This window comes from Peptoniphilus grossensis ph5, assembly GCF_000311825.1.
In the GTDB taxonomy this organism is placed as follows: Bacteria; Bacillota; Clostridia; order Tissierellales; family Peptoniphilaceae; genus Peptoniphilus_A; species Peptoniphilus_A hominis.
Genome location: NZ_HE978569.1, coordinates 132,642 through 157,509 on the forward strand (window position 1 = coordinate 132,642; position 24,868 = coordinate 157,509).

General features: G+C 35.3%; 23 protein-coding genes. 4 read left to right on the top strand and 19 right to left on the bottom strand.

Annotated elements, in window-relative coordinates; all coding sequences use genetic code 11:
* Window positions 1-53 precede the first annotated feature (53 nt).
* From HGPG_RS09090 to proB, 11 genes are all read right to left on the bottom strand, one after another.
* Window positions 54-2,129, bottom strand: coding sequence for a heavy metal translocating P-type ATPase (locus HGPG_RS09090; RefSeq protein WP_019125776.1), 2,076 nt, complete (start codon window positions 2,127-2,129; stop codon window positions 54-56).
* Window position 2,130: 1 nt separating this feature from the next.
* Window positions 2,131-2,454: a DUF6110 family protein gene (locus tag HGPG_RS09095; RefSeq protein ID WP_019125777.1), complete on the bottom strand. Its 324-nt coding sequence runs from the start codon at window positions 2,452-2,454 to the stop codon at window positions 2,131-2,133.
* A 211-nt stretch (window positions 2,455-2,665) separates the two neighbouring features.
* Entirely contained in the window at window positions 2,666-4,360 is a 1,695-nt protein-coding gene (locus HGPG_RS09100; RefSeq protein WP_019125778.1) for a sensor histidine kinase, read from the bottom strand.
* A 1-nt stretch (window position 4,361) separates the two neighbouring features.
* Window positions 4,362-5,042 (bottom strand): response regulator transcription factor, encoded by a 681-nt coding sequence (locus HGPG_RS09105; RefSeq protein ID WP_019125779.1) that lies wholly within the window; start codon window positions 5,040-5,042, stop codon window positions 4,362-4,364.
* Between the two features lie 4 nt (window positions 5,043-5,046).
* Complete coding sequence (gene phoU, locus HGPG_RS09110; RefSeq protein ID WP_019125780.1) at window positions 5,047-5,676, bottom strand: phosphate signaling complex protein PhoU; 630 nt, start codon at window positions 5,674-5,676, stop codon at window positions 5,047-5,049.
* A complete protein-coding gene (gene pstB, locus HGPG_RS09115) occupies window positions 5,676-6,431 on the bottom strand; it encodes a phosphate ABC transporter ATP-binding protein PstB (RefSeq protein WP_019125781.1) in 756 nt (251 codons plus the stop codon). The genes phoU and pstB overlap by 1 nt, the downstream gene beginning before the upstream one ends.
* A complete protein-coding gene (gene pstA, locus HGPG_RS09120; protein WP_019125782.1) occupies window positions 6,431-7,312 on the bottom strand; it encodes a phosphate ABC transporter permease PstA in 882 nt (293 codons plus the stop codon). The genes pstB and pstA overlap by 1 nt, the downstream gene beginning before the upstream one ends.
* A complete protein-coding gene (gene pstC / locus HGPG_RS09125) occupies window positions 7,305-8,222 on the bottom strand; it encodes a phosphate ABC transporter permease subunit PstC (RefSeq protein ID WP_390621717.1) in 918 nt (305 codons plus the stop codon). The genes pstA and pstC overlap by 8 nt, the downstream gene beginning before the upstream one ends.
* A gap of 19 nt (window positions 8,223-8,241) precedes the next feature.
* The gene (locus HGPG_RS09130) at window positions 8,242-9,171 is read right to left on the bottom strand and encodes a substrate-binding domain-containing protein (protein ID WP_019125784.1); all 930 of its coding nucleotides are present in this window, start codon (window positions 9,169-9,171) and stop codon (window positions 8,242-8,244) included.
* 293 nt (window positions 9,172-9,464) lie between these two features.
* Complete coding sequence (locus HGPG_RS09135) at window positions 9,465-10,721, bottom strand: glutamate-5-semialdehyde dehydrogenase (RefSeq protein ID WP_019125785.1); 1,257 nt, start codon at window positions 10,719-10,721, stop codon at window positions 9,465-9,467.
* Window positions 10,699-11,481, bottom strand: coding sequence for a glutamate 5-kinase (gene proB / locus HGPG_RS09140; protein ID WP_019125786.1), 783 nt, complete (start codon window positions 11,479-11,481; stop codon window positions 10,699-10,701). Before proB ends, HGPG_RS09135 begins: the two co-directional genes overlap by 23 nt.
* A gap of 162 nt (window positions 11,482-11,643) precedes the next feature.
* Here proB and HGPG_RS09145 point away from each other — a divergent pair, with 162 nt between their 5' ends.
* A complete protein-coding gene (locus tag HGPG_RS09145) occupies window positions 11,644-13,947 on the top strand; it encodes a bifunctional dihydroorotate dehydrogenase B NAD binding subunit/NADPH-dependent glutamate synthase (RefSeq protein ID WP_019125787.1) in 2,304 nt (767 codons plus the stop codon).
* A gap of 235 nt (window positions 13,948-14,182) precedes the next feature.
* Here the strand turns inward: HGPG_RS09145 and HGPG_RS09150 are convergent, their stop codons facing one another.
* Window positions 14,183-14,854, bottom strand: coding sequence for a DUF3800 domain-containing protein (locus tag HGPG_RS09150; protein ID WP_019125788.1), 672 nt, complete (start codon window positions 14,852-14,854; stop codon window positions 14,183-14,185).
* A gap of 190 nt (window positions 14,855-15,044) precedes the next feature.
* Window positions 15,045-15,350: a cupin domain-containing protein gene (locus HGPG_RS09155; protein ID WP_036732098.1), complete on the bottom strand. Its 306-nt coding sequence runs from the start codon at window positions 15,348-15,350 to the stop codon at window positions 15,045-15,047.
* Between the two features lie 78 nt (window positions 15,351-15,428).
* On the opposite strand from HGPG_RS09155, the gene HGPG_RS09160 reads away from it, so the two are divergent.
* Window positions 15,429-15,905 (top strand): pyridoxamine 5'-phosphate oxidase family protein, encoded by a 477-nt coding sequence (locus tag HGPG_RS09160; protein WP_019125790.1) that lies wholly within the window; start codon window positions 15,429-15,431, stop codon window positions 15,903-15,905.
* A gap of 44 nt (window positions 15,906-15,949) precedes the next feature.
* On the opposite strand, the gene HGPG_RS09165 is transcribed toward HGPG_RS09160, so the two are convergent.
* The 4 genes from HGPG_RS09165 to HGPG_RS10010 all read right to left on the bottom strand — a co-directional run bounded on the left by HGPG_RS09165 (window position 15,950) and on the right by HGPG_RS10010 (window position 20,193).
* Window positions 15,950-16,906, bottom strand: a complete 957-nt coding sequence (locus HGPG_RS09165; RefSeq protein ID WP_019125791.1) for a bile acid:sodium symporter family protein — start codon at window positions 16,904-16,906, stop codon at window positions 15,950-15,952.
* Between the two features lies 1 nt (window position 16,907).
* Complete coding sequence (gene panC, locus HGPG_RS09170) at window positions 16,908-17,741, bottom strand: pantoate--beta-alanine ligase (protein WP_019125792.1); 834 nt, start codon at window positions 17,739-17,741, stop codon at window positions 16,908-16,910.
* A gap of 139 nt (window positions 17,742-17,880) precedes the next feature.
* Window positions 17,881-18,690 (bottom strand): thioredoxin domain-containing protein, encoded by an 810-nt coding sequence (locus tag HGPG_RS09175; RefSeq protein ID WP_019125793.1) that lies wholly within the window; start codon window positions 18,688-18,690, stop codon window positions 17,881-17,883.
* Window positions 18,691-18,756: 66 nt separating this feature from the next.
* The gene (locus tag HGPG_RS10010) at window positions 18,757-20,193 is read right to left on the bottom strand and encodes a C40 family peptidase (RefSeq protein ID WP_019125794.1); all 1,437 of its coding nucleotides are present in this window, start codon (window positions 20,191-20,193) and stop codon (window positions 18,757-18,759) included.
* Between the two features lie 329 nt (window positions 20,194-20,522).
* Between HGPG_RS10010 and nrdD the strand changes: the two genes are divergently transcribed.
* Window positions 20,523-22,646: an anaerobic ribonucleoside-triphosphate reductase gene (nrdD, locus tag HGPG_RS09185; protein ID WP_019125795.1), complete on the top strand. Its 2,124-nt coding sequence runs from the start codon at window positions 20,523-20,525 to the stop codon at window positions 22,644-22,646.
* Window positions 22,646-23,143 carry an anaerobic ribonucleoside-triphosphate reductase activating protein gene (nrdG, locus tag HGPG_RS09190; RefSeq protein WP_019125796.1) on the top strand — a complete coding sequence of 166 codons (498 nt, stop codon included), beginning with the start codon at window positions 22,646-22,648 and terminating at the stop codon, window positions 23,141-23,143. Before nrdD ends, nrdG begins: the two co-directional genes overlap by 1 nt.
* Before the next feature lie 79 nt (window positions 23,144-23,222).
* Here nrdG and HGPG_RS09195 read toward each other — a convergent pair whose 3' ends face one another.
* Window positions 23,223-23,852, bottom strand: coding sequence for a hypothetical protein (locus HGPG_RS09195; protein WP_019125797.1), 630 nt, complete (start codon window positions 23,850-23,852; stop codon window positions 23,223-23,225).
* 90 nt (window positions 23,853-23,942) lie between these two features.
* Window positions 23,943-24,596: a hypothetical protein gene (locus HGPG_RS09200; RefSeq protein ID WP_019125798.1), complete on the bottom strand. Its 654-nt coding sequence runs from the start codon at window positions 24,594-24,596 to the stop codon at window positions 23,943-23,945.
* Window positions 24,597-24,868: the final 272 nt, after the last annotated feature.

A 24,868-nucleotide genomic window follows, 5' to 3' on the forward strand; every position in this document is an offset into this window, starting at 1 on the left:
TAAAAAAATAAAGCCGCTGGGACTTTATTTTGTTATTTATAATTTTTTTAATTTTATACTCTATAGTCTTTCATATTTCTTCCTGCAATGGCAACGGTTGATGCGTTGTGGAGGAAGGCTGAATTTGTATTTGTTAAATGTCCTGTTACTCCAAAAGCAATAAGGGCACTGTTAAAGGAAATTATGTGTCTGTAGTTTTTATGAATCCTCTTATCCAATTCTTTTGCAATTTTTATTACATCAATAAGTACCTTTAGGGAGTCGGACTTTATTGATATGTCTGCAATTTCCTTGGCAATGTCGGCGCCTTCGTGCATGGATATGCCCACATCTGCTGATGAAAGTGCAATGGAGTCGTTGATTCCGTCGCCAATCATGACAACTGTTCTGCCCTCTGCCTTTTCCCTGTCCACATATTCTTTTTTGTCTTCAGGTAAAACTTGTGACTTATAATAGTCTAGGTCAAGTTTTTCTGCCACTGCCCTTGCAGAATTTTCTGCGTCGCCAGTTAGCATGGAAATTTTCCTGAAACCAAGCTCTCTCAAGGAGTCAATTGTGTATTTTGCGTCTTCACGAAGTGGGTCGTCAATGCAAAGTACTGCAATTAATTTTTCGTCAAAGGCAAGATATAAAAGTGAGTAATCTTCCTTTAACTTGTCAATTTTATTTTTTTGCTCATCGTCAATTTTTATATTCTCATCTTCTAAGATGAAGTGGGCTGAACCAATTAGGGCAACTTTATCGCCAATTTTTGACCTTATGCCATGGGCAACAATATATTCTGGCTTTGAGTGCATTTCTTCGTGGTTGAGGTTCTTGTCATGGGCAGCCTTTACAACGGCGTTGGCTATTGAATGTGGGAAGTGCTCTTCTAGGCAAGCTGCAATCCTCAAGCATTCGTCTTCTTCATTGTCATAGAAGGCTATAACTTTTTCAACTCTTGGCTCTGACTTTGTGAGAGTTCCCGTCTTGTCGAAAATTATTGAATCTGCTTGGGCAAGTTTTTCCAAATACCTTCCGCCCTTTACGAGAATTTTCCTTTCTGAGGCTGAAGATATTGCCTTCATAGTTGCAATTGGCATTGTAAGTTTAAGTGCGCAGGAAAAATCCACCATCAAAAAGGATTTTGCCTTGATGAAATCTCTTGTCAAGAGATAAGTTATACCTGCTCCCAAGAAGGAATATTTAACTATGGAGTCGGCTATTGACTCTGCCTTTTTCTCTGCTAGTGATTTATTTTTTTCACTCTCGCCAATTAATTCAATTATGTGATTTATTCTGGAGTCGTCGTATTTTTTTGTTGTCCTAACTAGGATGGCTCCCTCTTCTAAAACTGTGCCTGCAAAGACAGTCCCGCCTTCAGTTTTTTTCACAGGGAGGGACTCGCCAGTAAGGGAGGCTTCATTTACCATGCCATAGCCCTTAAGAATTTCGCCATCAACAGGTATTGTTGAGCCCATGTTCACTTCTACGACTTCACCAAGTTCAAGGTCTTCAAGTTTTTTGAGATACTTCTTGTCGCCCTCAAGAACAAAAACTTGGTCAATATTAAGTCTAAGGGATTGTGCCAGGTCTTCCTTAGATTTTTTTAGGGTGTAGTCTTCCAACTCTTCGCCAAGTCCAAGTAGGAAAATAATATTACCTGCATCGCCAAATTCTCCATCTAAGATAGAAATTCCAATTGCCGCTGCATCTAAGACTTCAACCTTTAATTTTCTATCCCTAAGACTTTTTAGTCCAGCCTTAATATATGGAAGCGACTTTATTACAACGCCAATGGGTCTAAGAGGCATAGGCAAAATATGGGCGAAGAAAACCCTCCTATACATTGCGTCACGAAAAATGTGAAAGAGCTCTCTCTCCTCTTGGGGAGCAAAGTCTACATCATCAATTTCAAAGTCTCTTAAATCTTCTAAGTCAAAGTCTAAAATAAACCTTGCAATCCTTGGCAAGGATTTCTCTTCATAATTTACTACAATTGAATTTGCAAGAGGAGAAATCTTGCAAGACTTCACGCCAGGTATTTCTTCAATTTTGTATTTTAATTTATTTACATGGCAGTCTCTAAGCTTATCCCTATATAAAAAGCGGCTCCTGCCCAGAGTTCTACTGGCAATACTTGCTTTCATATTAGCCTTCTGCTTTTACTTCTACTTCAACTTCTACTTCTTCTGAAAGATCTTGATTTTCTTCTGCAACTTTTTGAAGGTCTAGCTGGGCCTTTCTTTCAGCTTCTTTTCTTTCGTCTTCAGCTTTTTTTACCTTGGCTTCAGCCACAATATCTTCAGTGGAAACTTTTATATTTTCCATGCCCTTATCTAAGCCTTCTTTAATTTTAAGACCTTCAGCGACTGTAGTTACAGCAAGTTTTTTTGCAGCTTGTGATGAAATAATTTTTCCACCAAGAGCTCCTGCCACAAAACCTATTCCTAAATTAATTAATTTTTTCTTCATTTCATAACCTCCTATATTTACAATAATATTATCATTTACTGCCATTAATAATTAAAAATATTATTCTCAAAATCATAATATTTTTAAAATTCCAAGAAAAAAACTGGCTCATAAAGCCAGTCTTTAAGGAGTTATTAAAATGCAAGAACAAATTTTTTTAATTTCTTCTCTTTATATTTTACATCTCTACTTTATATTTTATTTTACATTTTCACTTTATATTTTTAATTTTTTCCATTCTGTCTTTTCTTAAAATTACTTTGAAGCTCGTTCCCATGCCAAGCTTTGATGAAATTTCAAGCTTTCCGTCAATGGACTGCAAGACATGCTTTACTATGGAAAGTCCAAGTCCTGTGCCGCCAATTTTTCTTGACCTTGACTTGTCTACCCTATAAAATCTTTCGAAAATCCTTGCCAGATCCTTTGATGGAATACCTATGCCTGTGTCAACAATTGAAACTTCATAATTTTTTTCATCTTCAGAAATTTTTATGTCTAGCTTGCCGCCGTCCTTATTGTACTTTAAACCGTTGTTTATAATGTTGGCAAAGAGCTCCCACATCATGGTCTTATTTTCATATACAAGTCCATCGCCTTCTAGGCTGACATCAATATTTTTTTCGTCAATTAAATTTCTTTGTGACCTTAAAATATCTTTTATTAATTCATTTAATTTTATTTCTTCACGAGAGAAGGCCTCTTCACTTTCCAGTCCAGATATTTTCATAATGTCTTCGATTAAATTTAAAAGTCTCTTAGAATCGTCATAAATTAATTTATAAAATTCTTCTTTATTGGCATCGTCAACCATTCCATTGACAAGAAGTTCTGAGAAACCACAAATTGATGTAAGAGGTGTCTTTAATTCGTGGCTCACATTGGAAGAAAACTCTTCACGAAGTCTCAAGGCTCTTATTTCTTCTGTCTCGTCGATGAATAATATTACTACGCCTCTGACTTTTTTGTCCTCGAAAACTGGATTTACATAAAATTTAAATTCTCTGTCCCCAATATTTGTAATAGATTCAACGGAAGAACCCATAAGGGCATCGTCAATTAACTTTAAAAGGTCATCATCTCTTATTAAGTTTAAAATATTTTCTCCAATTAGCTCTCTCTTGGAGTTAAAAAGTTCCCTTGCAGAGTTATTTACAGAGAGCAAATTTTTATTTTCATCAATTATTATTAGTGACTCTTTCATATTTTTCAAAATTGTCTCAATGGTATCCCTTTCTCTACTTATCTCTCTATAATTGTCCTTTATGGTCATGTTTTGCTTATTTATCTTGTTGATAAAGGGACTGATCTCTGGAAACATATCTGTGTCAATAGTAAGCAAATCTTCATTTAAATTATTTAAAGGTTCAAAAGTTTTTTTAGTAAGTCTTCTTGAAACTACTGTTGCTATGGCAAAGACAAGTAGCGACATTAAAATGTCTATGGGAAAAACTTTTCTGAAGGCGCCAAGGAGGTTGTCCATCTCCCTTGAAACCCTAAGTATGTTTCCATCCTCAAGCCTTAAGCTTACATAGTAAAGGTCTTTGGATAGGGTGTTGGAATATCTTTCAATTTTTGCAAAGCCATTTTTTTGTGCCTTTATAACTTCAGGTCTATCCTTGTGAGTTGGGAGAAACTTTGCATCTTGAGATGAATCGTAAACTACATCGCCATCTTCTTTTATGAGAGTAATCCTAAAGTCCCTCTTCTTTCTTGCCACATCATCTAAATAATTTTCGTCATCATCTATTTTGTTTAAAGTTTCGCCCATAGCGATGACTATATTTGAAAGGTCTTTGTTGGATCTGTCCACATAGACAGAGTAATAGATGAACATGGAGGCAATAGTCGAAAGAAAAAGTGTGAGAAGGGATATGCCCATGAGGTATCTAAAAAATCTTCTTTTCATATCAATCTTTCGTAGAAAGCATATAGCCCACGCCTCTAATTGTCTTTATATAATTTCTCTTGTCCTTTAATTTGTCGCGAAGAAGTTTTATGTGCATGTCCACAGTTCTTGTTTCGCCTTCATAATCGTAACCCCAAATGTAAGTTAGGAGTTTTTCACGAGAGATGACTATCTCCTTATTTAAAATTAAATATTTTAGAAGTTCATATTCCTTAAAGGTAAAGTCCACTTCTTCTCCGTCAATTGTTACAACTCTCTTTAAGTTGTTCATGACAATGCCGCCAAAGTCTAAAATATTTCTGTCCTTTTCACTTGTGCTTGCACGCCTTGCTATGGCACCAACTCTTGACAAAAGTTCCATTACAGAGAAGGGTTTTTTTATATAATCGTCGGCGCCGCCATCAAGGGCAGAGATTATATCGTACTCAGAAGTCTTGGCTGTAATCATCATGACCCAAATATTTTTTGTGTCTTCCTTTTCCTTTAGCTTAGTCAAAATTTCTGTTCCATCAATGTCTGGAAGCATTATGTCAAGGAGGACAATGTCTGGTTTTTTTTCGCTTAGCTTATCAAAAAAGTCCTTGCCATTTTCAAAGCAAAAGACATCGTATCCCTTGCTCCTCAGTGAATATTCAATTAATTTTAAAATCGATGTGTCATCTTCTACTACATAAATTAGCATTAAATCATCCTTCTATAGAAAACATTACCCACTTTGCAATATTAACAGCGTGATCTGCAATTCTCTCCAAATACTTTGCAATCATTATAAAATCAATTGCAGCTGCAGGATCAAAATCTGATTTAATTATATCAATTAATTGGTCTCTTATCATCACAAAATAATTATCTATTACATCATCATCGTCATCAATTTTTTCTGCAGAGTCCATGTCTAAATTTACAAAGGAGTCAATTGACTTGTTTAAGAGAAGAATTGTGGCTTCTGCCATTTGTTTTATGAGAGGAAATCTAGAAGTGTCGTAGTCATCAGGTAATATCATGCAAATGTCTGCTATGTCTCTTGCGTTGTCGCCAATTCTTTCCATATCAGTGATCATCTTAAGTGCAGAGGACACTCTTCTTAAATCTCCTGCTGCTGGTTGTTGCTCAACGAAAATTTTTAAGCATTGCTTTTGGATAATGCCTTCGTAGACATCTGTCCTCTCTTCATAATTTGAAACTTCTTCAGCAATTTTTTCGTCTTTTTCATCTAATAGGGAGATAGCCTTTTTTATTGCACTTTCATTTAGCATAGCCATCTCTAAAAGTAAGTTGTTTAAGTGTCTTAATTCTTCGTCAAATTTCTTTCTCATTAGCCGAACCTTCCTGTTACATATAATTCTGTCTTTTCTTCCCTTGGATTTGTAAATATGTCAATAGTGTTTCCGTATTCAACAATAACTCCGTGAAGGAAGAAGGCAGTCTTGTCAGAAATTCTTGAAGCTTGTTGCATATTGTGAGTAACCATAACTATTGTGTATTGTTCCTTTAATTCTTGTGCAAGGTCTTCAATCTTTCCTGTAGAAATTGGGTCAAGAGCAGATGTAGGTTCGTCCATTAAAATTACTTCAGGATTTACTGCAATGGCTCTTGCTATGCAAAGTCTTTGTTGTTGTCCACCTGATATTGAAAGGGCAGACTTTTTTAAATCGTCCTTTACTTCATCCCAAATGGCAGCTTGCTTAAGTGAGGACTCAACAATTTCATCTAGCTCTGTTTTATTTTTTATGCCGTGAGTCTTTGGACCATAGGCAATATTTTCATAAATACTCATTGGGAAGGGGTTAGGTTGTTGAAATACCATGCCCACTCTTTTTCTAAGTTTATTTACATCATAATTCTTGGCGTAAATATCTTCGCCATCAAGGGTTATTTCTCCCTCTATTCTACAACCTACTACTAGGTCGTTCATTCTATTTAAACATTTTAGTAAAGTTGACTTACCACAACCAGAAGGTCCAATAAAAGAAAGAATTTCATTTTCCCTAATGTCTAAATTAATATTGTGAAGTGCCTTAAAATCTCCATAGTATAAGTCGAGATCTTTGACATTCATCTTAGATTGCATTATTCTACCTCCTTAAGTTTGTCTGCAAGTTTAGTTGATGACCAGTTGATCAAGAGGACAAGTATCAAAAGCACCATGCCTGTTGCATAGGCTTCCCCCACATGTTTACCTTCAGATGATAGTACATACATGTGTAGGGCTAGGGTCCTTGATGATGATTTTAGTGATGCTGGAAGGGATGTTGCTGTTCCCAAAGTGTACATTAGGGCAGCAGTCTCGCCAACTACACGGCCAACTGATAAAATTATTCCAGATAAAATTCCTGGAATTGCAACTGGAAGTACAACCTTAAAAATCGTTCTAAGCTTGCCTGCTCCCAGGGCAAAGGAACCTTGTCTTATTGATGGGTGAACTGACTTTAGGGCTTCTTCTGTTGCCCTCATTATAATTGGAAGAATCATAATGGATACAGTTAAAACACCAGATATTACTGAGAAGCCCATTTTTAGTTTTAAGCCAAAGAATAACATACCAAATAGTCCATAGACAATAGATGGAATTCCGGCAAGGGTTTCTGTTGCAAGTCTTATTGCCTTTACAAGTTTGTTTTCAACATCTGTATATTCAACTAAGAATATAGCAGTGAAGATCCCTATTGGCGATGCAAATAAAATTGCAAGGACAACTGTAAGAAGGGTTGTAATTATTGCAGGTCCCATGGACACATTTTCTGTTGTGTAGTGTAGGGAAAGCATATCTGGTCTAAAGGATAAGGCTCCCTTAAAAACAACAAAGGCAACAATAAATACAAGGACTGCAAAGGTCATGGCTGAAAAAAGTCTTGTTGTAATTCTATAAAAGGATAGTCCCTTTATAAAGTGAAGTCCCAATACTAGAGCGACAAAAAATAATAATACGCCTATTGTAATATATTTAACCATTGTTTTCGCTCCTGTTCTTTACTATAAAAAATCCAATATTAATTAGAAGAATGAAAATAAATAGGACTGCTGCAGTTGCTATAAGAGCTTGTCTGTGTTCTCCAGCTGCATAAGCCATTTCAAGTACTATATTTGTAGTCATAGTTCTAATTCCCTTTAGAGGATTAAAAGTTAATCTCGTTTGATTTCCTGCAACTAATATTACTGCCATTGTTTCGCCAATTGCACGACCAACTCCTAAAATTATTCCAGCAAAAATACCAGACTTTGCGGCCGGCACCATTACTCTTGTAATTGTTTCATCATGAGTTGCACCAAGAGAAAGTGAGCCTTGGTAAAAAGACTTGGGAACAGTTCTAAGAGAGGCTTCTGCCATAGAAATTATTGTTGGCAAAACCATGATGAGAAGAAGTATTGCTGCAGATAGCATATTCATACCTGTGCCTCCAAAAAGTGATCTGTTAATGGGCACAATAACTGTAAGGGCAAAGAAACCATATACAATTGAAGGTATGCCAGTCATAAGATTTAGGGCAGGTTTTAAAATTTTATAAATGTTTTTTGGACAATCAAAGGCCAAATAACAAGCTACCATTATTGAAACTGGCACTGCTGCAATACATGACATAGCAGTGATTAAAACAGATCCAATTATCATTGGTAGGATCCCATAAGAGGGTGGCACATTCATAGGTGTCCAATCGTCGTTAAGGACAAAGTTTTTTACTCCAATTTTTCCAATAAAACCAAAGGAGTCTTTAAAGATAAATATACATATCAACAACAAAAAGAAGATTGACAGTATAGAGCAAATTAGGAAGAAATATTTAAATACTTCTTCCTTAGTAAATGCTTTTCTTTGGTTTTCTTTATGGAGTACTTTTTTATTAGTATCTTCCATTTTATTCATTCCTTATACCTATTTACTATTATTTGCTAGCTTCAGCCCAGTCAGTTAATTCACCAGTGAAGATTTGTTTTAATTGATCCATTGTTAAATTTTCGCAGCCATTTTCATTATTTACGATTACTGCGATACCATCTCTTGCGATTACTGTAAACTCAAGAGCTTTCTTTTCTTCGTCCTTAAGTTCTCTTGATGCCATACCAAGCTGTGCTGTTCCTTCCATAGCTGCAGTCATACCAGCAGAAGAACCGTTAGATTGAATGTCGATTTGAACCTTAGGGTTTTTAGCCTTGTAAGCTTCAGCAAGTTTTTCCATTAGAGGAGAAACTGAAGTTGAACCAGCAATTGTGATGTGTGCATCATTGTCAGTTGCTTCGTAAGCTGCACCAGTTGCATCTCCAACATAACCTTCTTCTTCACAAATCTTTTGTCCTTCGTCAGACATGATGAAAGTGATTAAGTCTTTAGCCTTTGCATCAACGTCAGCCTTGTAAGCAACGTTAAATGGTCTTGCAAGTTTGTAGTCGCCAGATTTGATGTTTTCAGGAGTAGCTTCAACGCCTTCAACTTTTACTGCCTTAACAGTTTCGTTTAAAGATCCTAGAGAGATATAACCAATAGATGCCTTGTCATTTTCAACAGTTGTAAGAACTGCATCAGTAGAAGATTGAACTGCTGCTTCAGCATAAGTGTTGTCAACTTCTTTGTCGCCGTCTTTTGTAAGAACGCCAGTAAGTTCAGTGAAGGCAGATCTTGTACCTGAGCCTTGTTCTCTTGAGATTACGTTAATAGTTCCAAGATCAGCTGCATTTGATCCCTTTTCTTCTTGTTTTGCTGCATTTTCTTTAGGAGCATTTGCTGCTGCCTCTTCCTTCTTGTTTCCTCCACAAGCAACAAGAGATGCTGCTAAGGCAAGAATCATTCCAACTTTACCAATTTTTTTAATTTCCATTATTATCTTCCTTTCAAATATAATTTTTAATTCAAGGCTATTATAAAAAGCCTTTGTAAATTTGAAAGATTGCTATTGTAAATTTCCTGTAAATTATTTTACAAAGTGTGAAAGAATGGTGAAAGTTTGTAAATTTTTCTTAAATAAATTTTATTGGCTTAAAATTAATAAAATTCTTCATGTTTTTACGAGCCATGGCAAAATTTTTTCATCCCATAAAAAAATAGAGTAGATGAGAAAAGATCTACTCTATTATGCTTTCAATTAATATTTAATTTATTTCTATTAAAATTTTATTTCCTAAATTCGCCGTGACCAAAAATAATATACTTGTAGCTTACAAGTTCATCTAAGCCCACAGGTCCCCTTGCGTGAAGTTTTTGCGTTGAGATGCCAAGCTCTGCTCCCTTGCCAAATTCTCCCCCGTCTGTAAATCTTGTGGAGGCATTTACATAGACGCAGGCTGAGTCCACGCCCTCTAAAAATTTCATGGCTCTCTCATAGGATTTTGTTAGGATTGCTTCAGAGTGCCCCGTAGAATATTTTGTTATGTGATCTATTGCCTGGTCAACATCTTTTACAGTCTTGACAGAAAATTCGTAGTCAAGGTATTCGCGACCAAAGTCATCTTCTGTGGCAGGCACTGCCTTTTTAAATTTAGGAAGAGATTTTTCGTCAGCGTGAACCTTAATCTTATATTTTTCTACGACTTCATTTAACAAGTCATAAAACTTGTCTTCTAGATTTTCATTTACCACAAGAGATTCCATGGCATTGCAGACGCCAATTCTTTGAGTCTTGGCATTTTCAATAATCTTTATGGCATTTTCTATGTCTGCATCTTGGTCAACATAGATGTGGCAATTGCCCACTCCAGTTTCAATTACAGGCACCTTGGCATTTTCCACAACAGAATTAATAAGTGATGCTGAACCTCTTGGTAAAAGCAAATCTACATAGCCCTTTAGCTGCATAAGTTCCTTAGAAGATTCTCTTGAAGTGTCCTTAACAATTTGCACAAAATTTTCGTCATAGCCTGCATTTTTTATGCCCAGCCTAATGGCATCTGCTATGGCAATGTTTGAATTTATTGATTCCTTGCCGCCGCGAAGGATTATTGCAGAAGATGCCTTTAGGGACAAGATTGCAGCATCAAGAGTTACATTTGGCCTTGACTCATAAATTATGGCAATGACTCCCATGGGAACAGTTTTCTTTCCTATTAAAAGTCCTGCATAATTTTCTTCCATGGACAAAACCTTGCCTACTGGGTCCTTAAAGTCTATGACCTCATCAATGGACTTTGCCATGGCTTCAATTCTTCCCTCATTTAAAAGAAGTCTATCGATTAAGCCTTCAGGCATATTATTTTCTCTGCCCTTTTTTATGTCAATTTCATTTGCCTCTAAAATCTTTTTTCTTTCCGATAAGAGCGACTCCTTAATGGAGGCAAGCATCTTATTTTTTTCAGCTGTATTTAATTTTTTTAACTTGTAGGAAGCTTCCTTTGCAATTTTCCCAAGTTCTTTAACACTTAAAATAGGTTCCAATTTCTTCTCCTTTAACTATATCTCTAATTGTCTTCATGCTTTCGCCAGAGGCAATTACAACTTCAATGTTTTTTTCTATGGCAAGTTTAGCAGCCTTGATCTTCGTCTGCATGCCACCTGTGCCAAGCTTGGACTCAGTTTCCTTTGCCATGCCTTCCACCCTATTTATGTCGTCAACCTGGCGAATTATCTTGGCCTCCTTATTTTTTCTAGGGTCGTCAGTGTAAAGTCCCTCAATGTCTGTAAGCATTATAAGTAGATCTGCCTCCACCATTCTGGCAATCACTGCAGAAAGTGTGTCGTTGTCGCCAAATTTTATTTCGTAAGTGGAAATTGTGTCGTTTTCATTTATTATTGGAATGACATTCATGCCCAAGAGCTTTTCAAAGGTGTTCTTGGCATTTTCTCTCATCTCGTCATCTTTTTCAATTTGCCTTGTGAGAAGTATTTGGGCAGAGTTGTAGCCATAGGAAATAAGTGACCTGTCGTAAATATTTGTAAGGGCAACTTGACCAACGGCTGCTGCCGCTTGTTTTTCTGAAGTCTCCTTTGGTCTTTCCTCTAAATTTAATTTTGCACGACCTGCTGCTATGGCACCAGAAGAAACTAAAATTACTTCCATGCCCCTGTTTTTTAAGTTTGCAATTTCAAAGCAAAGCTCGTCGATTTTTTGTAAATTTATTTTTCCATTGTCGTGAGTAATAGATGAAGAACCAACTTTTATCACGACTTTTTTTATTTCTTTTGAAAATTTTCTCATTTCAATCACCTTAGATATAATATACTTTAAAATTTTACTTTAGTAAATATTTTTTCTCTTTTACTGGGAAAAGTAGGCTTTTAAATAAATTATCCCAGCATTTTAAATTTCTCCCCCTCTGAATTTGCCCTTATGCTATAATATCCTTGGAGTGTGATTATTTTGCCAAAAATATTAAGAAAAAAAGAACTTGCGCCAAATATTTATTTATTTGACATATATGCACCTAAAATTGCAGCTTCTGCAAAGCCAGGTCAATTTATTATTTTAATAGCAGACAAATATTCCGAGAGAATTCCTCTCACAATTTCAGACTACAATGTAGAAAGAGGCAGCGTGCAAATTGTTGTTCAAGCTTCTGGTGAATCTACAAAAAAAATTGCAGCCTTTGAAGAAGGAGAAAGCTTTAAAGATTTTGTTGGACCTCTTGGTCACGCATCTGATTTTTGCGACATGGACCTTGAATCTTTAAAGGACAAAAAATACCTATTCGTTGCTGGCGGCGTTGGAACTGCACCAGTTTATCCTCAAGCAAAATTTTTTAAGGACCATGGACTTCACTGCGACATTATCATTGGAGCAAAGTCCAAAGAATTTGTAATCCTAGAAGATGAATTAAAATCTGTCTGCGACAATTTATACATAGCAACAGATGATGGTTCTTATGGTTTTAAGGGCCTAGTTACTGATAAAATCGCAGATCTAATTGAAAATGAAAATAAAAAGTACGATCATGTGGTTTCCATTGGACCTATGATTATGATGAAGTTTGTTTGTTTAACTACAAAAAAATACAATCTTCCAACTACAGTTTCTCTTAACCCAATAATGGTTGATGGAACTGGCATGTGTGGAGCTTGTCGTGTAAGCATTGGCGGCAAAACTAAATTTGCCTGCGTTGATGGCCCAGAATTTGACGGTCACTTAGTAGACTTTGATTCTGCAATGAAAAGGCAAAGACAATATATTGACAATAAAAAGACTTATGCAATAGCCGACCACCACTGCACAATGGATCTTGCAGTGTCTGACCACTTGGCAGAAGGTCTTCAAAAGCAAGAAAAAGATGGTCTTGTAATAAAAAAAGCTGAAGATAGATTTAAGCGCGTGCCAATTGCTGAGCAAGCTCCTGATGAGAGAAACAAAAACTTTAAGGAAGTTTGTCTTGGCTACACAGCAGAAGAAGCAGTTGAAGAAGCAAGCAGATGTCTTAACTGCAAAAAACCTGGCTGCGTTGGTGGCTGCCCTGTCTCCATTGACATACCTGGCTTTATAAAGGAAATTGCCAGCGGAAACTTCAAACAAGCCTACAAGGTTCTTTCCCTTTACACATCTCTACCTGCAGTTTGCGGAAGAGTTTGTCCACAAGAAACACAATGCGAAGAGAGATGCGTCCTTGCAAATCGCGGCGACTCTGTTTCCATAGGCAAGCTTGAAAGATTTGCAGCAGATTATGCAAGACGCCACCAAATAAAAGAAGTTGGCGAAATAAGAAAAGTAAATAAAAAAGTTGCCGTTGTTGGTGCAGGTCCTGCAGGACTTACTTGTGCAGGTGAACTTGCAAAAATGGGCTACGATGTGACAATTTTTGAAGCCCTTCAACAATCTGGCGGAGTTTTAATTTACGGCATACCAGAATTTAGACTCCCCGACGAAGTTGTGGAATACGAAGTAGAAAACATTAAAAATCTTGGCGTAAAAATCGAAAACAACTTTGTCATTGGCAGAACTATGACTATTGACGACATAATAAAAGAAGGCTACCAAGCAGTCTTTATAGGCTCTGGCGCAGGTCTTCCTAAATTTATGAACATACCTGGAGAAAACTTAAATGGAGTTTACTCTGCCAATGAATTTTTGACAAGAAATAATTTAATGAGGTCCTTTGACGAAGAATACGACACGCCAGTTAATGTTGGTGCAAAAGTTGCCGTAGTTGGTGGCGGTAATGTGGCTATGGATGCTGCAAGAGTTGCCAAGAGACTTGGCGCCGATGTCTCCATTGTCTATAGAAGAACTGAAAAGGAACTGCCAGCAAGAGCTGAAGAAGTTCACCACGCAAAAGAAGAAGGCATTAAGTTTGAAATGCTAACTAACCCAGTAGAAATCCTTGGTGACGATGAGGGCTGGGTTAAGTCCCTTAAGTGCGTGAGAAATGAACTTGGAGAACCTGATTCATCAGGAAGAAGAAGACCAGTGCCGATTGAAGGTAGCGAATACGAAGAAGACTTCCAAACAGTTATCATGGCTCTTGGAACAAATCCAAATCCACTTATCTCTTCAACAACAAAAAATCTTGACATAGAAAAATGGGGCGGCATAATCGTAAATGAAGAATCACAAACATCTCGCCAGGAAATCTTTGCCGGTGGAGATGCAGTAACAGGCTCTGCCACAGTAATCCTTGCCATGGGCGCAGGAAAAAATGCCGCAAAGTCCATAGATGAATTTTTGAGAAATAAATAAGATTATACAGATAAAAAATTAGGGAAGAGTTTTTGCTCTTCCCTAATTTTGTGATTAGAATACCCCTGGTTGGATGGACTCTTATAATTAAAAAAGCCACCCTATAGGTGGCTAATATGTATACCAATTGCTTATGAGTGACGATAACACATATCGCTTACCTAGATAATGGCAACTGAATAAGACTTACTGTTGGTATAATTATGATACTTTAAAAACAGATAAAAGTCAAGTTTTATAGGGGAAATTCAAAAATATATTTCAAGATACCATTGTCTCTTAAAGTATCAAGCTCATCTGCATAATTACCTGTTTTAAGATGAGAATACAAGATGTTTGAAAAAACATCAGCAATTTGAATATTTGAATTATTAGCAGAGTCAAAATATGAAACTTCAAAATTTCCTTGATTAATCCCCGTTATGCAAAGTTCAGTGTTTAAATAGTCCTCAAGAAAGAATCTGGATTCTGTTCTTTCATTCCTTTCATCAAGTTGTAAAAGATGATTCTCACTTGGTATGTAATTATTTCTTATGAAGTAATCCAGTGATATTTTTAATAGGTAATTGAAAACTCTAGATGTATTTGAACAAAAAGTATCTTTTAGTCTTGAATTATCAACTTTTATATAGAAAAGACTGAAGTTGTTTTTTCTGGCAAAGAAGTTTATAAATTCTTGTTTCATGGGTTTATCAAAAGCAGAACCTTTTAACTCATGAAATGTTCCATTTAAAAACATTTTTTGTCTATTGTCTATTCTTTTAAGTTCTTTAAGATTAGAGGATACAAAACGTTTATAGGATCTTTTTAGAGTATTAGAATTATCTGGAATAATTAAAGTGATAATGAAGTATTCGTTTTTAAACTGATTATTAATTGTTCCTGATTCGTCGATATATATGTTCATAGATTGTCCTTCCAGTAAATATATTAATATTATATCATAAATAATTAAAATTTTAGGAGGTGGTAATATAAACATTTAAAATAGAATGGAAAAAAATATTTTAAGGGATTAAAATTAGAAAAAATTATTTATTGTATTAAGAACTAGTTTTTATAAAGTCATAATTTTTTTGCCATCCTTTAATAAAATCCTACTTCTTAAAAATGCAAAGCCATACTGCCTTATCTTGACTCCTTACCCTGTGCATTTGGTGAGGCCTTATCTCTAGGGTGTCCCCCTTTTCTAAACTTATAATCCTTCCATCATGGTATTCTATCTCAGCCACGCCGCCAAGTAAAATTACAATCTCAAGCTCATCTTGGTCGTAAAAACCTGTGACTTGATTGAGTGACATGGTCCTAATAATTTTTAGGCTCTCATCTTCATAAATTTTTTCTTCAATTTCTTCTTCACTAGAAAATTTTATATTTTTAAAAACATTGTATAAATTATTCATAACCCAATTATAGCATGATTTTAATGTCAATTTATATTTGTAAAAGTTTTTGCTATAATTATAAAAAAGAGGTGCAAAATGTTTAGACAAATGAGAAGAATAAGGCAAGAGCTTCCAATTGCTGAAGCTAAAAATTTACTTATAAAAAATAAAAGAGGAGTCCTCTCCCTTAATGGAGAAGAGGGCTATCCCTATGCCATTCCCATAAATTATTTTTATGATGAGGAAGAAAATAAACTATACTTTCACGGAGCCAAGACAGGCTACAAGGTGGACTGCATAAAAAATAACAACAAAGCCTCCTTTGTGACCTATGGCGATGAGGAACTTTCTGACAATGGTTGGTCCTATTACCTTAAAAGCGTGGTGGTTTTTGGCAAAATCGAAATCATAGAAGACCGAGACCTTGCTGCAAAAAAATTGAGAGAACTTGCCGCAAAATATTATCCATCCCTTTCAGAAGTTGATGCTGTTATGGAAAGAAGTTTTGATAATGCCCTTGTTTACTATCTTGATATTGCACATATGACTTGCAAAAAAGTTCACGAAAAATAAAAAATCTCTCACTAAAAAAGCCAAGGCAAACACCTTGGCTAATTTTATATATTTAATTCTGCTTCTTCCAATTTCTTTTCCCTTTTGCTTGCCCTGTAGTGAGCAAATATTGAGCCAATTAAGTTTTGAACCACAGAAAATATTGCTCCTGGTAGGGCTGCCAGTGGATTTAGGGCAAAGTTTGTATTTGCTAGTACTACTGCTAGTCCTGAATTTTGTGTGCCAACTTCAATAGATAAAGTTGACTTCTTGTCATAATTAAGACCAACTAACTTTCCTACTCCAAGGCCAACTAAAAGTCCCAAGAAGTTGTGAATAATTACAACTGCAAAAACTAAAAGACCTGAAGTCATAATTTTTTCTGCATTAAGTCCAACTATGGCAGCAATAATTAGGGCAATTGCCATAGAAGAAATTAGGGGGAAGATAAAATCAATTTTCTTTATTTTACTTTTCAAAAGTGTATTTGTAATAATTCCAAGGCCAACTGGAATTACAATTACCTTTATGATGGAAATAAACATTGACATAAAGGATACTTCAACAATTGAGCCTGCCATTAAATAGACAAGTAGAGGCGTAACTATTGGCGCAAGTAATGTTGATGCAACAGTCAAAAGAACTGAATAAGCAAGATCACCTTCTGCTATGTGACTTAAAACATTTGATGCAGTTCCACCAGGACAAGCTCCAACTAAAATTACGCCAAGGGCTATATCCTTTGGTAATTTAAATAGGACAGATAGTCCCAATGCCAATAGAGGCATAATTGTGTATTGGCAAAGTGCTCCCAAGAAAATAATTTTTGGCGCCTTTAAGAGATTTTTAAAATCGCGCGTTTCAATGCTAGTTCCCATTCCAAACATAGCTGCTGCCAAAAATAGGGCAGTATAGTTTGTCATTCCCTTAAAAGCATTGGGATATCTAAGGGCGCAAGCTGACAAAAATAAAATTATTATTATGAGATACTTCTCAATGTAATGTGAAATTTTTCTAAACATCTCACACCTCGTAGAAGAAGTTGTCAATTAGCCTAGTCTTTCCAAATCTAACGGCAAGTGCCACTAAGACATCACCATCTATTACATCTACATCTTTTATTTCTTTTGTATCTACAACTTGAACATATTCAATGTCAGAAAGCTTTTCTGTCTTTATTTCATCTACAATGATTTTAATTAAATCTTCTGCCTTCATTCCCTTTTTAATTGCTGCTCTACCCTTTTCAAGAGCCTTGTGAAGTATTGGTGCAGCCTTTCTCTCTTCTTCAGAGAGATATACATTTCTTGAAGAAATTGCAAGTCCATCTTCTTCTCTCTTAATAGGACATGGCACAATGTTTATGCCAAAATTTAAATCCTCTACAGCCTTTTTTACAATTAAAAATTGTTGGGCATCTTTTCTTCCAAAGTAGGCGTTAGTAGGTTTAAAGATGTGGAAAAGTTTAGTCAAAACTGTCAAGACACCTCTAAAGTGAATTGGACGAGTCTTACCACATAAGTTGTCCTTTAAATCTTCAATAGTCACATAAGTTTTGTGATTTTGATAAAATTCCTTAGGATCTGGAGTAAAAACTGCATCTACACCAGCTTCTTCGCAAAGCTTAAAGTCTCTCTCTTCGTCTCTTGGATAGGCTTCGTAATCTTCTCCTGGTCCAAATTGAGTTGGATTTACAAAAATAGATACTACAACAATTTCATTATTCTTTCTCGCTTCGTCGATTAAAGACTTGTGTCCTGCGTGCAAAAATCCCATTGTAGGAACTAAGCCCACAGACTTTTGGTAATTTCCCTTGGTAAATTCCAATGCCTCTTCGACATTTCTTAATACTTTCATTTTCTCTCTCCTTAAAAATTTTTTTGGAGAATATTTACTTATAAATATTTAAGTACGGTTTATAAAAATACCGTCTCCGGCAATTATTATAACAAACTTTTAAAGATTTTTAAAATTAAAAAGGCCATGAATTTCTCCATTAGCCTTTTAAATCTAAAATTTTAAAATCATTAATTTCTTTTACAAAAACTTTTTTATTTTTTACAAGTTTTTCTAATTTATTTTCCTCGCCAAAAACTATTTTTATTTCATCTTTTAAGACTAAATCATAGGATTTTACATAGTCCAGAATTTTTTCTTCTTCTGATAAATTTTCATCTCTTTCTTCTAGACTTAAATTTTCCAGTAAAAATTCCTCAACTCTTGAGAAGTCCATAATATTTTGAAGAACCCTATTATTTTCTGTAATCAAAAATCCTGGCAATTTTTTTATCCTGTAGTCAAAGGCTTCCATCCTGTTGGCAAGAAAAATGTCGTGGCTGTTTTCGTAATTAAAAACAAATTCATCAAAGTCCACATGGAAACTTTTTAAAATTTCCCTTTCCACATCTAAGTCATAAATATTTTTCCCAAAAATTATTGCCTCTTGCAAAATTTTTCTCATGTAGGCAGATGAATTTTCCTCGTCAATTTCCTTAAAGGCTAGAAAATATTTATCTAGTGGATAGGAGGACTTGTAGTCTTCTGTAAAAAGTTCTGGCACAGCTTTAAAGCCCGGCATCTTTGTTATAGTTGCCGTCGCCCTATACATGTCGTACAAAATTTTATTGCCCAGTTCTAGGGAATTCTTCTCCCTAAAATTTTTAGGTAGAAATTCTTCATAATTTCCAATTAGTCCTCCCATGATAAATTGGTAGCTGAAATTTTTATATTTTCTCTCAAATTTTCTAAGAAGGGGAAATAGTCCCCACAAAAAGGGATCCAAGACATCAGTAAATATTTTTAACATAGTAACCTCGTAATTAATAATTTTTCTTTTATTCTATCATAAAAAAAGAGGGGCGACCCCTCTTTCTCATATATCTAAAATTCTAAGTGCCTTGTAGCCAGTCTTCCTAACAGGAGCAACACGAACGCCAGTCTGTGGCACAGACTCAACTACCTTTCCGTCGCCAAGGTATATCATAATGTGTGAGCCAGCCTTGTTTAAAAGGTCTCCCCTTCTTAAATCCTTCATTGGAATTTCTTTGACAGAAGGGCTTCCTTCAATTAGCCAAGAGTAGGCAGGCGCAAGGTCAAAGCCAGCAACATCAGCTGCAGCACCAACTAGACCTGAGCAGTCATATTGATCATAGGAGAAGCCTTGAACGCTTAGGGCATAATTTATCATGTGCTCAATTTTTTCATTGTAAGTCTTTGGAGCGCTCATATACCACCAATTGTATCCAATGTTTTTTCCCTTTTTTGCAAGACCATAGACTTGATTTTTATCTGCTATGAAAATTTTAAGGTCTGGATTATCTCCAAAGCTTATTTCATATCTTTCTTCTCTTGGAGCATTATAAATATAAGAGACATTTTCGTATTTTTTGTCAAGATTAACAAGCTCCATGTATTTTATTTCGTATACATCATTGAAGCCGCTTAATTTTTTTGCCCTTACATAAGGTATAAAAATATTTTTCTTAAACCAGTTATTTAAATAGGACTGACTCATGTTTACATCATTGCCATCAATGCCAAGGCTTTTGTTTTTAAGAGCGCTATAGTTCATGTAAATAAGAGCAGTGTCCTTTGGAAGGTTAATGGAATCTCCACATTCTTTAAAGCTAGTAATTTTAGAATTTTTTATTTCTGCCACATAGCCTGGCATAAGCTTTAACTTTCTTGGGCTTCCGCTGGCAGGAATGTAGCAAAAAGAATTTTCCGCGCCTAAAAGATCTTCAGAAAGGGCTTTGCTTTCTTCAGTTTTTGGATCTTCTTCACTTGTAGTTTTTCCCTTTTCACTAGAAGAAAGCTGTGGATTAATAATTACACACTTGTCCTTGCTGTCATAGTCCACCATAAAATCAAGGGCAGCGGCTAAGTCGCGAAGCTTAAAATAATTGTTTCCATCAATATTGTATCCGCCTATTTTTATTTCCTTGCCGTCTACAAATATTTTTTGCCTTGTTTCATAGGCTTCCTTGTCACCCTTAACTTCCATAAAAATTTCTAGGGCATTAAAGTCAGCATATTTTTTTCCTGTGCTAATAAATACTGAGTCCTTACCTTCATCGTATTTAACATCAAACTTCTTCACTGTTTGATCCATATAATTTGCCAGTGTGCGAAGTTTAAAGTAATTGTAGTCATTGATGTTATAGGTTGAGAAGGGTAGTGTCCTCTCCTCTCCATTGGGGTCAATGATCTTCATGTAAGAATCATTGTTGGGAGAAGCTGAAATTGCAAAAGCTCCCTGTGGCAGTAAAATTGATAAAAATAAAGTCAATAACAATAAAAATTTTTTCATAATACTCTCCTTTTAATTATTCTCTTACCTATATTCTATCATTTAAAGCTCTAAAGTAAATTGTTAAAGTGGATAAAAATTTATATAATTTTATTTAAAATGGGACTAATAATTGACTCAAATAGGAACTCTTTTTTGCAAAATTTTAATTTTATTTTTCCCAACTACTACTAAAAGATTAAAAAAATATCATAATTATGAATAATTTATCTTTTTGTAAATTTTTGAGGAAAACTCAATATCTTGTTTTCATTCTTTAATTTCCCTACTATATGTAGTATAATTATATCTATCAAAATAATTATATTAATTAGAAAGGATGGGTAAAAATGCCACAAGTTATTAAAAGAAATGGCAAAAAAGTTGATTTCGATAGAGAAAAAATCGTAATCGCCATAGAAAAAGCCATGCACTCAAGTTCTGGTGTATATGTAGAAAACCAGGCACTAGAAATTGCCAAGGAAATTGAAGCCCTTGCAAATAATAAGGAACTTCCTCTTTCAATTTACGACATAGAGAGCGAAGTTTATTACCGTTTAATTCAAAATGACAATCCTGCCACTGCCAGAGCCTACGAATCTTACAAGTCAGTTCAACAATATAAGCGTGAACAAAATACTACTGATGAGGGCATACTTGGTCTTTTAAATGAAACTAATGAAGACTTAATGGACGAAAACTCAAATAAAAATGCCATCATCGCCTCTACTCAAAGAGATTTAATAGCAGGCGAAGTGTCCAAGGACATTGCCAAGAGAAAAATGATTCCTGCAGATTTAGTTGAGGCACATGAATCAGGTGCTATTCACATTCACGACATGGACTATTTTATCCAACCTATTTTTAACTGCTGTCTAGTCAACATGAAGGACATGCTTGACAATGGAACTGTTGTCAATGGAAAGATGATCGAAACTCCAAAATCATTCCAAGTTGCCTGCAATGTTATGACACAAATTATTGCACAAATTGCATCAAACCAATACGGCGGACAAAGTATTAATATCTCTTGTCTCGGCAAATACTTAAGAAGATCCTACGAAAAGAATTTAAACCTTGCCCTAGATACTTTGGGCGACATAGAACTTGCTGAAAAAATGGCAGACAGAATGACTAAAAAGGATCTTGAAAGCGGAATTCAAACTATTCAATATCAAATAAACACTCTCATGACTTCCAATGGCCAAGCACCTTTCGTTACACTTTTCATGTGGCTTGAAGACAATGACCAATATGTTGACGAAGTTGCTATGATTATCGAAGAAATTTTAAAGCAAAGAATACAAGGCATAAAAAATGATGCAGGTGTATATGTTACTCCAGCCTTCCCTAAATTAATTTATGTACTTGACGAAAACAACGTCAACAAGGATTCAAAATATTATTATTTGACTTCCCTTGCCATTAGATGTACTGCAAAGAGAATGTACCCAGACTACATCTCTGCAAAGAAAATGCGTGCCAACTACGAAGGCAATGTCTTCTCTCCAATGGGCTGTCGTGCCTTCCTTCCTCCATACAAGGACGAAAAGGGCAACTACAAGTTTGAAGGAAGATTTAACATGGGTGCTTGTTCCATTAACCTACCTCAAATTGGAATCTTAGCTGGTGGAGACGAAGAGAAATTCTTTGAAATCTTAGAAAAGAGATTAGATTTAGTTAAGAGAGTTGGACTTCTTCGCTACGAACACTTAAAGAAAGTATCTAGCGATTCATCTCCAATTCACTGGCAACATGGTGCCATAGCAAGACTTGGCAAGCACGAATCCATTGCTCCACTACTACTCAATGGTTACTCCACAGTTTCCCTTGGCTACATTGGAATCTATGAAGCAACAATTTTAACTAAGGGCGTAAGTCACACTGACAAGAAGGGCTATGCCTTTGCCATGAGAATCATGGATGCCCTAAACGATGCAGTAAAAAGATGGACTGCGGAATATGGAATTAAGTTCACACTTTATGCAACACCTGCAGAATCACTTACACAAAGATTTGCCAACATTGACAAGGAAAGATTTGGCATTATCGAAAATGTAACTGACAAGGGTTACTACATCAACTCCTTCCATGTTGATGTTCGTGAAAAAATTTCTGCCTTCGAAAAATTTGCCTTTGAAGCAAAATTCCAAGACAAGTCAACAGGCGGCTGCATCTCCTATGTTGAAATACCAAACATGGGTCACAACTTAGAAGCGCTTGAAACAATTGTAAGATTTATTTACGACAACATTCAATACGCAGAATTCAACACAAAATCAGACTACTGCTCAGAATGTGGCTTTGATGGAGAAATAAAACTAAACGATGTAGGTCAGTGGGAATGTCCACAATGTCACAACACTGATAGATCAACTCTCAGTGTGGTAAGAAGAACTTGTGGCTACCTTGGTGAAAACTTCTGGAACGAAGGTCGTACAAAAGAAATCAACGCAAGGGTGCTACACATCTAATGAATTTTGCGCAAATAAGAAAGTATGATGTGGCAAATGGACCTGGCATAAGGACCACAATTTTCGTCACAGGTTGCACTCACAATTGTCACAACTGTTTTAACAAAGAATACCAAGACTTTAACTTTGGCGAAGCTTGGACTGACAAGGAAACAAGAGAAGTCGTTGACTATTTAAAACTAGATGAAGTAAAGGGGCTTACGCTACTTGGCGGTGAGCCCTTTCAAAATGAAGTGGACCTCTTAAAAGTCCTTCGTGACATAAAAAAAGAAGTCAAAAAGGAAATTTGGATCTTCTCTGGTTATACTTATGAAGAAATCTTAAGGGACGAGGATAAAAAAAATCTCTTAAAAGAATGTGACGTCCTTGTAGACGGAAGATTTGTTGAAGCCCTAAAGGACTTAAAACTAAGATTTCGCGGCTCATCCAACCAAAGGATAATCGACATAAAAAAATCCTTGGCTGCAAAGGAAGTAATTTTATTCGACTTAAAATAATAACAAACTTAAATTTCTATAAAAAGAAAAATTCCTCAGCTTTGATGGTTAAACATCACTGCTGAGGTCTTTTTTTGTCCTAGTCTTCAGGTGGTATTGGCGTGTCTAAAGTTTCGTTATTGAAAAAGTCTGTCCCGTCATTGGCGTTATCTTGGAAGGTCCCGAAAGTAGAAACATAGTCTACGCCATCAATAGTGTAATAAATTTCAATTCTTAGGTATTCCATAAAATATTTTTCAAACTGAGTATTATATCTTTTAGTCTCATAAAAATACCTGCCGTCATCAAGCCTATCTAGCTCGCCTTCTATGACCGTTTCCCTTGTTTTGTCATTAAAATAGGAGTCGGCAAAGATTTTTATTTTTGGAATCTCAGGCTCATAAACTTTTCCCTTATCTATGAACTCTACATAAAATTTATTATCCATATTTAAATCTATTGAAGGTAAATCCCCTTCTACGGCTCCAGCAATTGTATCCCTTAGCCTCATAACTTTTTGTTCAGGCAAACTTTCAAATTTTTCTCTCTCAAAGGTCCTAATAATAGGTGTCCTTTCGTCCTCAGACACCTTTATATTAACCTTGACACCATGAACAGAATTATTCCTTTTTAGTTCTGGCTTCGGAGAACGATAAATATGTAGACCTACAAATAAAATTATTACAAGAAGAATCAGGATAGCAAAAACTTTTGCGACTTTACTTTTCATAATATCACCTAATTTATTATTACCCTTTTTCCCTTGCTAAAAATAAAAATTCCCAATAAAAAATCTTCCAATAAGGAAGATCTTTTTGTCTTATTCTTCTGGTGGGATTGGATTTTCTAAAGTTTCGTTATCAAAGAAGTCTGTGCCCTCATTGGCATTGTCATGGAAGGTCCCAAAGGTAGAAACATAATTCACACCATCAATAGTATAATAAATTTCAATTCTTAAGTATTCAATAAAATATTTTTCAAACTGAGTGCTATATCTTTTAGTCTCATAAAAATACCTGCCATCATCAAGCCTATCTAGCTCGCCCTCTATTACTCTTTCCAATGGATTGTCTTTATAATGAGAAGCATGGGCAAAGATTTTAATTTTTGGAATTTCAGGCTCATAAACTTCTCCATCTTTTTCAAAGGTAAAATAAATTTTTTTATCTTCATTTAAATGTATTGAAGGAATGTCTCCCTCTATTCTTCCTGCAATTGTATCTCTTACTTTCATAATTTTATTTTCAGGCATGCTTTCAAATTTTGATCTTTCAAAGGTCCTTACTATAGGTTTTCTATCATCATTAGACACCTGAACATTTACCTTGACACCATGGACAGAATTATTTCTCTTTGAATCTGGTGTTGGAGAAAAACAAATTTGCAAACCTACAAATAAAATTATTGCAAGAAGAATTAAAATTGCTGCAATAATAAATAAAATTTTAAACACTTTCGTGGTTTTACTTTTCATAATATCACCTACCTATAGTTTACCCTAAAAATAATTCAATATCATTAACTTTTATAGCTAGGTAGATTATTTATAATTTCTTCAAAAATTCCCATACTATATAAATTTTCCCAATAAAAAAATCCTCCAATAAGGAAGATCTTTTTACCTTTAATATGTAATGAGATAACTCATTGTGGAATAATTAAAGCAAAATATTTTACTAATTTTAAAAGGAGTATTTAAAATAAAAAGTCTATTGACAAAGTTTAACTTGCATCAATAGACCTTTT